This window comes from Micromonospora sp. NPDC050495, assembly GCF_040655175.1.
GTDB lineage: Bacteria > Actinomycetota > Actinomycetes > Mycobacteriales > Micromonosporaceae > Micromonospora.
Genome location: NZ_JBFAJK010000001.1, coordinates 625,905 through 633,717 on the forward strand (window position 1 = coordinate 625,905; position 7,813 = coordinate 633,717).

At 66.7% G+C, this 7,813-nt stretch carries 5 protein-coding genes and 1 pseudogene; 3 read left to right on the top strand and 3 right to left on the bottom strand.

Features of this window, described 5'->3' with window-relative positions; translation table 11 throughout:
* Positions 1 to 3: 3 nt before the first annotated feature.
* Positions 4 to 621 (top strand): helix-turn-helix domain-containing protein, encoded by a 618-nt coding sequence (locus AB0I11_RS03070; protein WP_357309767.1) that lies wholly within the window; start codon positions 4 to 6, stop codon positions 619 to 621.
* Positions 622 to 1,349: 728 nt separating this feature from the next.
* On the opposite strand, the gene AB0I11_RS03075 is transcribed toward AB0I11_RS03070, so the two are convergent.
* Entirely contained in the window at positions 1,350 to 1,613 is a 264-nt protein-coding gene (locus AB0I11_RS03075) for a hypothetical protein (RefSeq protein ID WP_357309770.1), read from the bottom strand.
* A 28-nt stretch (positions 1,614 to 1,641) separates the two neighbouring features.
* Between AB0I11_RS03075 and AB0I11_RS03080 the strand changes: the two genes are divergently transcribed.
* On the top strand, positions 1,642 to 4,551 hold the full coding sequence (locus AB0I11_RS03080; RefSeq protein ID WP_357309773.1) for a LamG domain-containing protein: 2,910 nt from the start codon (positions 1,642 to 1,644) through the stop codon (positions 4,549 to 4,551).
* A 617-nt stretch (positions 4,552 to 5,168) separates the two neighbouring features.
* Here the strand turns inward: AB0I11_RS03080 and AB0I11_RS03085 are convergent.
* Positions 5,169 to 6,431: an ATP-binding protein gene (locus tag AB0I11_RS03085; RefSeq protein WP_357309776.1), complete on the bottom strand. Its 1,263-nt coding sequence runs from the start codon at positions 6,429 to 6,431 to the stop codon at positions 5,169 to 5,171.
* 248 nt (positions 6,432 to 6,679) lie between these two features.
* On the opposite strand from AB0I11_RS03085, the gene AB0I11_RS03090 reads away from it, so the two are divergent.
* Entirely contained in the window at positions 6,680 to 7,144 is a 465-nt protein-coding gene (locus AB0I11_RS03090; protein ID WP_357309780.1) for a sigma factor, read from the top strand.
* A gap of 303 nt (positions 7,145 to 7,447) precedes the next feature.
* Here the strand turns inward: AB0I11_RS03090 and AB0I11_RS03095 are convergent.
* Positions 7,448 to 7,813 (bottom strand): annotated as a pseudogene (locus AB0I11_RS03095) (hypothetical protein); the annotation flags it as partial.

Below are 7,813 nucleotides of genomic sequence, written 5' to 3' on the forward strand. Positions count from 1 at the left end.
CAGGTGACGGCCCGACGCGATGAACCCCAGCAGAGCCGCGCCGACCTGCGCGAACGTATCTTGGACGCGCTTCGAGAGCTGCTGCGCGAGCGCACCTTCGACACGCTCAGCGTGGCCGACATCATTACCGCCGCAGGAGTCTCCCGGGCGAGCTTCTACTTCTATTTCGCAGGTAAGCAGGCGGTGCTGGCCGAGTTGGTGCGTCGCGCGGTGGGCGCCGGCCACGAGGCCGCCCAGCCGTGGGTGCAGGCGAAGGCCGATCCGCGCGAGACGCTGCGGGCGGGCATCGACGCCGGTGCCGGGCTGTGGCTCGCCAATGCCGCCGTGCTGCGCGCAATCGTGGAGAGCTGGGCGTCCGACCCGCAGCTGCGCAAGCTGTGGCTGGACCAGATGGCGACGTTCACCGACGCCGCGATCACGCGGATCGAGGCCGATCGACGGGCCTACCCCGCCGTCGCGGCCCGGCTTGACGCTGTTGACGTGCCTGCGCTCGCCGCATCGCTGACCTGGACCGGCGAGCGGCTCTACTACCTGGCCGCGTGCGGAGTGTCGCCGTTCGACGACCGGACGGTGCTGGTCGACACCCTGACCCACCTGTGGGTGTCAGCGCTGTACGACTAGCGCGTACCCACGACCAGGAATCCCTCCCCGTCTTCTGGCCGGTGTGCACGCTCATCGGCCAGAAGCGGATGCAAGCGGCTCGGGCTCAGGCGACTGTTGGAGGCGTGCCGCAGCGGATCTCGGTTTCCTAAGACGACGCTCTATCCGTATCCGCAGGCTCATTGCCTGCGGGCTGCTATCCGGTTTTTGGGCGAGCGGGTTGCACCCGAGCGCTGCTCCCTTGCCGAAGATCGGCAGAACCAACGTCAGCCCGGTTCGGACCGCATTCCGGGCTCTTCGGGTGTCGTTGTTGAATCTTCTTGAAGCCCTCGTCACCTGCCTGTGCGACGTGGTAGTGGCCTGATATTGATCACAAGCAGTGATCAGTATCGGTGACTCGGGCCGTACCGTCCGGTTTGTGGTGGCAACTTGTGACGAGTCTTTACACAGCTGTTGGTCGATCTCTACAGTTTCAGCCACTCATTCACCTTGATGACGGGGGTTCTGGTGACTGGTCGTCGATGCAGGCTGCCCTTTTCTGGTGTCGTGACACGACGTGGGAGACGTCGGGTCGCGGTGGTGGCGGTTGTTGGTCTGTTGGGTTCAATGGTGGTGCCGGCTCAGGCTATGGGTGCGGCGCCGGAACGAGCTGATTGCGCCGCGGAGGTGCCAGGAACATCTGCGGCGTTGAGTATGGCGCGTTCGTGTGGTCGTCGGGTTGAGGTTGGCGGGCAGCGGTCGGAGACGAATCAGACGTTCGTGAATCCGGATGGATCGTTCACGACGGTGGCGTCGGCGGTGCCGGTGCGGGCGCGTACGGGTTCGGGTTGGAAGCCGGTGGACACCACGTTGCAGCGGGCGGCGGATGGGGCTGTGGTGCCGGCGGTGGTGGTGGAGCCGTTGCGGTTGTCCGGTGGTGGTGACGGGCCGTTGTTGACGTTGGGTCGGCCGGGTGCGCGGTTGTCGTTGACGTGGCCGGGGCGGCTGCCGGCGCCGAGTCTGTCGGGGGACACGGCGACGTATGCGGAGGTGTTGCCGGGGGTGGATCTCCGGGTGGTGGCGGGGGTTACCGGTTATCGGCAGGTGTTGGTGGTGAAGTCGCGTGAGGCGGCGGCGAATCCGGCGTTGCGGGAGGTCACGTTCCGGGTTTCTGGTGACGGGGTGCGGCTGCGCAACGGTGCGCGGGCCGGGATCGAGGCGGTTGACGGCAAGGGGGAGTTGGTGTTCGCCTCGTCGGGGGCGAGCATGTGGGATTCCCCGGTGCCGGCCGCGGTTGCGGCGGGTGCTGATGACGCGCGACGTGCCGCGGCGCAGGCCGATCGGGTGGCCTCCGAGGGTGGTGAGCCGACGCCGCGCCGGTTGGTGGACATGCCGGTGCGGGTGTCGGCCTCGGGGCTGACGGTGCGCCCGGATGTGGCAATGTTGACCGCTGCGGACACCGTGTTTCCCGTCTTCATCGATCCGCCGTTCAGCAAGCCTTCGCCGGTGCACTGGACGAACGTCATGAACCGCAACCCGAACCATGCGTACTACGGCGAGTACTCCGACATTCGGGTCGGGCGGCAGTGGCAGACCTCGGATGTGTGGCGTTCGCACATGCAGTTCAACATCGCCGAGATGGCCGGGTCGACGATCATCTCGTCGTCGATGCACATCACCGCCGATCACACGGCCGACTGTGCCAGCACCAGCATCGAGTTGTGGCAGACCGCGCGGTTCGACAATCCGTCGACGTACACCTGGTACAACGACTCCGACGGTGACTGGATGGCGCGGGTGGACACCGAAACCTTCTCGGCGAATGAGAGCACCTGCCCGAAGGCCGACGACCCGGGTGAGTTCACCGGCTCGTTGAAGACGAAGTTGCAGGCGCAGGCCACCAGCAAGGCGCCGACGATGAGCTTCGGCCTGCGCGCCACGAGTGAATCCAACCAGTACGAGTGGACCCGGTTCATCGCCTCCTCGGTCAGCTTCCAGGCCACCTACAACCGCCCCCCGAACACGCCGACCAACCAGGCGATCACCGACTGCTACCTCAACTGCACGTCGAACCCGCTGATCGGGCGTAAGGACCCGGAACTGTCCGTCTTCGCGACCGACCCGGACGCGGCGACCATCCTGACGGTCTACTTCGAGGTGCAGACCTCAACCGGAGTGCCGGTAGCCTCCGGCGTCAAGACCGGCTACGCATCCGGACCAACGAAACCGGCCCAGCCGGCGAAGTGGCGAGTGACACCGCTACTCGGCGACGGCAGCTACCGCTGGCGGGCCCGGTCCAAAGACGAACAAGGCAGCTACTCCGGCTGGACGACCAACTGGTTCGCCTTCACCACCGACTCCACCGCCCCTGCGCCGCCGACAATCAGCCCCACAGACCCCGCGCTCTACTTCCAGGACGACGGGTCCGGCGCATGCTCCGGCGGCCTCGGCGCCTATGGCTACTTCGCGCTCTCCGGAGAATCCAGCGTCGCCCAGTTCACCTGGGCACTCGACGGAGGCTCCTACAGCAGCCCCATCACCCCAACGGGCACCACCACCAAGACCGCGACCATTTTGGTCCAACCGCTCAAGGACATGGTCCGTACCCTCCACGTTCGGGCGTACGATGGCGCCGGCCGGTACGGCGAAACCAGCCACGAATTCCGGGTCTGCTCACCAGAGCCACAGGCCGGCCACTGGAAACTGGACAACCGTTCTGACGACGAGGACATCGTCACCCAGCCGCACTTTCTCGGTGGTGGTGGTTTGTCTCAGTTCGTTCAGAATCGGTATGCGGCCGAAGAGTATACGATGAGTGAAAGCGCGGTCGCGTACCTTCCTGCCAACCAGACGGTATTGCCCTTGACCGGCGACGACGCGATTCAACGCATTGATTTGCCGTTCCCAATCAGGTTCTATGGTGGCTCGTACACCGAGGCCTGGATCGACACCAACGGCATCCTCTCCTTCGCGGCGATGACGGAATCTCTGAAGTGGTACGAGGAACTCCCGTACGGGCCAGATGAAGGGGGGAGTTCGGTCAGCCCGGCTGCTTTTCCCTTCTGGGCCGATCTCCGGATCGATGCGCAGTCCAGCATTAGGACGGCGGTCAGCGGCAGCGCGCCGAACCGGGTATTCGTCGTTGAGTGGCGAAACGTGAATGTATACGGCGATCCCGCCTCGAGGCTTAGTTTCGAAGTTCAGCTGGCGGAGTCAGGCAAGGTTGTCTTCGCCTACGCTGACGTTGATGCGGATAATCCAATCGAAAACGGGTGGGTCAGCATGACCGGCATCCAGAATGCCGTGGGCACCAAGGCTGTCAAACCCGTTTACGGTCGGGTCAGGTCGGACGTGGGCTTCACCTTCACCCCCACAGGGTTTTCAACGCCGGATTATCCCGAGGGTTACCGCGAGGCTCGGTTCGACGCTACGAGCGGGGAAAAGCTGACCACGAACGTCCCTGTACTGGCTACCGGTCTGAACCCCGAGACAAACCTGCGGCGCAGTTTCGCCGTCGCAGGCTGGATCAGAGTGACGGACACCAGCACGTCCCGCACGGCAATATCTCAGCAGGGTGCTAACCGGAGCATGTTCGAACTCGGCTACCAGGCAGGCAGCTTCAACAACTACTGCTTCACCATGTCCGCGGCCGACGCCGTGACCGCAACCACCGTCCGGGCCTGTGCTACCGCGCCGGTCATCGTCGGCGAGTGGGTGCACCTGGCGGGGGTATACGACGGCCCCGCCGGAACCATGACTCTCTCCGTCCACCACAAGGACGCAGAGTGGTTCGTCGACCCGGCGCGCACGGAAGTTGTGACGCAACCCTTCACCAGTGTGTGGGACGCCACCGGCACCTTCACCATCGGCGGCGCGTTCACTGGGGCGTCCTTCGACGGCGACATCGATGAGGTCTGGGCTTGGCAACGCGCCCCAGAACAGTCCGAAATCGAGTTCCTGGCGGCCAACTGACGCCGCGCTACCCGCAGCGGCTTCCCTGCCTCGCCCGGGTGGCGATTGCCAGCCGGGCGAGGCGGTGGGCTGGACGTACCTGGTGATCGATCATGGTCAAATTCGCGGCGGATCCGAGCGACCCCGGGGTGAGTGCCTGGTCTCCGGCGGCGGCGCCGACTGTGGGCATGCGGACGGAAAGTCGTTGATCTTCGATGAGGTGCGCGGGGTGTGCTCTCCAGCGGATGCCAACCGGGGTGAACCGGCGCCAACGCGGGTCACCCCGGCCGACCACCGGTCGCAAACCGGGGTCGTGTGCTCCGGGTGTGGTCCTGGGCTGGGGGAACAGGGGCTCGGGGATCGCGGGTGAAGGTGGGCCACTCCCTGCCACCCAGGGTGAGCCGCCAGGTCGCTAGACTGGGCCCTCGCGCCCTCGTAGCTCAGGGGATAGAGCATCGATTTCCTAAGACGACGCTCTATCTGTATCCGGAGGCTTATTACCTGCGGGTTCTTATTTTGTTTTTCATGTTGGTGGGGTCGCACAGGCGCGTTGCTGTGCTCGCTCGGGGAAGATCAGCAGACCACGCCCCTCGGTCCTCGGTGGGGATGATTGGCTGGGGTGTGACCTGCGAGCGAGGTCAGTCTGCTGTCGAGGTGGAAGCCTGCCAGAGGGCACTGACCGGCATGGCGCGGAGTCTGTCGCCGAACGGCAGCGTGGAGGTTCCGGTGTAGAGGACGATGCCGGCGATGAAGTCGTCGCCGAGGCGATCGGCGAGTCGGCGTACCCCGCGGAAGTCGTCGGGTCCGACGGTGGTGGCTGCTTTGACTTCGATCCCGACCACCTGGCCGGTTCTGTTCTCGAGCACCGCATCGACTTCGTACCTGCTCTGGTCCCGGTAGTGGGACAAGTCGACGGGCTGCTCGGACCAGGTGAGCTGACGGGACAGTTCGGACAGGACGAATGACTCAAGCAGCGGGCCGAACGGTGCGCCCGGCCGGAGCAGTGCCCGGGCGTCGGTCGCGATCTCGTTTGCGGCGATGCCCGAGTCAACGAAGATAAGTTTCGATGCGGCGGTGGTCCGGGTGCCCAGATTGCGGGACCAGCCCGGGATCCGTTTGATCAGGAAGATCTCTTCCAGGGCCTGGAGGTAGCGGGCGATCGTCGGTCGACTCAACCCGAGTGCGGATTCGAGGGAGTTGGCGGCGATGATGGTCGCGGACCTGGCCGCAAGCAGGCGTACCAGCTTGCGTAGTTCGCCCTTGTGCTGGATGTCGGAAAGCTGCCGGACATCGCGGTCGATGAGCGCCTGGACGTAGGCGTCGAGGAACCGTTGGCGGCGGCGCGGGTCGGTGCGGGTGGTGGCCTCGGGTAGGCCGCCACGCACTATCCTGGCCGCGTAGTCGGCGCGGGTCACCTCCGAATCGTGTCGCAGTTCCGGACCGAGCGTGAAGACGGCGTCGATGAATCCGTCCGGCTCGGCGTCGAGTTCTCCTTGAGAAAACGGCCAGAGCTCCACGGTCTCCATCCGGCCGGGCAAGGCGTCCGGGGCAGCAACCATGCCGAACAACCGTGACGAGCCAGTGAGCAGATACCGGCCCGGACGGGGGTCTTCGTCGACGGCTGCCTTGATGGCCAGCAGCAGTTCCGGAGCGCGTTGGATTTCGTCGATGACCAGGAGTTCGGAGGAGTCCACGAAGCCGACCGGGTCGGCGATCGCCGCCGCCCGGTCCTGCGCCCGATCGAGATCACGGCGCTCAGCAAGACGATCGCCGGCGACGAGGCGAACCAGCGTGCTCTTGCCTGCTTGGCGTGCTCCGCTGACCAGGACGACGCGGGTGTCGGCCAGGGCCGCGTCGACCTGCGCGGCGGCGCGACGGGGGATCAGGTGTGACGTGGGCACGGCATTATGGTAGCTGGGACGGTTTCGATCTGCGAGGGCTGCCGGTTTCGATCTGCGACGTGCGCTGGGTTCGGTCTGCGCGGCTTCCGATGTTCGATTTGCGGGTGGCCCCGTCGGTCACGGCACGCGATTGCCCAGCGCTCGGCGGCCACGCCGTACTGGGCGAAGCCATCAGGTCCAGAAGCCCGACGGCTCAGACGTTGACCGTCGGCTTGCAACAGGGTCGGCCTCGGCGGGCATAGTCGGGTGTGACGCATCAGGTACGGCCGTCGGACGAGGAACTGTGGTCCTCGATCGCCGCCGGTGACGAGTTGGCGTTCGGTCGGCTCTTCGACCGGTACTCCCGCCCGGTTTACAACCACGCGTTCCGGCTGACCGGGTCGTGGTCCACGGCTGAGGACGTCACCCAGGCGACGTTCCTCGTCGCATGGCGCCGCCGCCACGACGCCCGCCTGGTGGACGGCTCAGCGCTGCCGTGGCTGCTCGTCATCGCCACCGACGCGGTCCGCTCCGAGTGGCGGTCGGCGCGCCGGTGGCTTGCACTTCTACGGCGTCTACCGGACTCTCCTCCGCCGGCCTCCGGTCTTGGGCTGGCGAGGGACCTGCGGCGGGGAGTGGGGCAGGCGTGCCGCCCAGCCCACGCCCGCGAAGGGTCGCAGGACAGGGTGATGATGGTGCCGTATGGCAGGTGCAAGGCAGGCACTTCTACCTGATCGACAACCCGCAGCGCCCACCCCGGATCTGACCGCTACAACCGGCCCGGGCCTGCGGGCGCGGGGTCCGGGAACTCGGTTCAAGGTCACGGATCTCTGGGTCTGGGGGCGGCACGTCTCCGGCTCGCCGCATACCTCGACGGCCAAGGAGGTCCGGCCGATTTCGCCGACGCGCCGTCCCGGCGAGGTGCACCCCTGCTCGTCCCGGTTGCCCGGCGGCGACCGCGACGGGTGAGCGTCGGGAACGGGGGCACCCCGCTGACGTGGCCCCGGCGACCGTCACCGGCCGCCGGGGCTCGCAGGTCAGGACTCTGACATCCGGCGTCGGTAGAGGAGCAGCAGGGCCGCGCCGGTGGTGACGGCGATGGTGCCGATCGCCGTGAGGACGGGCAACAGCGCACCGCCACCGCTGCCGCCCGTGACGGGCAGTTCGCTGCGAGTGGGGAAGCCGGTCGGGAATCCCGTGGGCCGACCGGTCGGTCCTGCCGTTGGGCCACCGCTCGGCGTGCCGGTGGGCTGGCCGGTCGGTCCTCCCGTCGGGCCACCGGTCGGCGTACCGGTCGGGCCACCGGTCGGCGTACCGGTCGGGCCACCGGTCGGCGTACCGGTCGGGCCACCGGTCGGCGTACCGGTCGGGCCACCGGTCGGCGTACCGGTCGGGCCACCGGT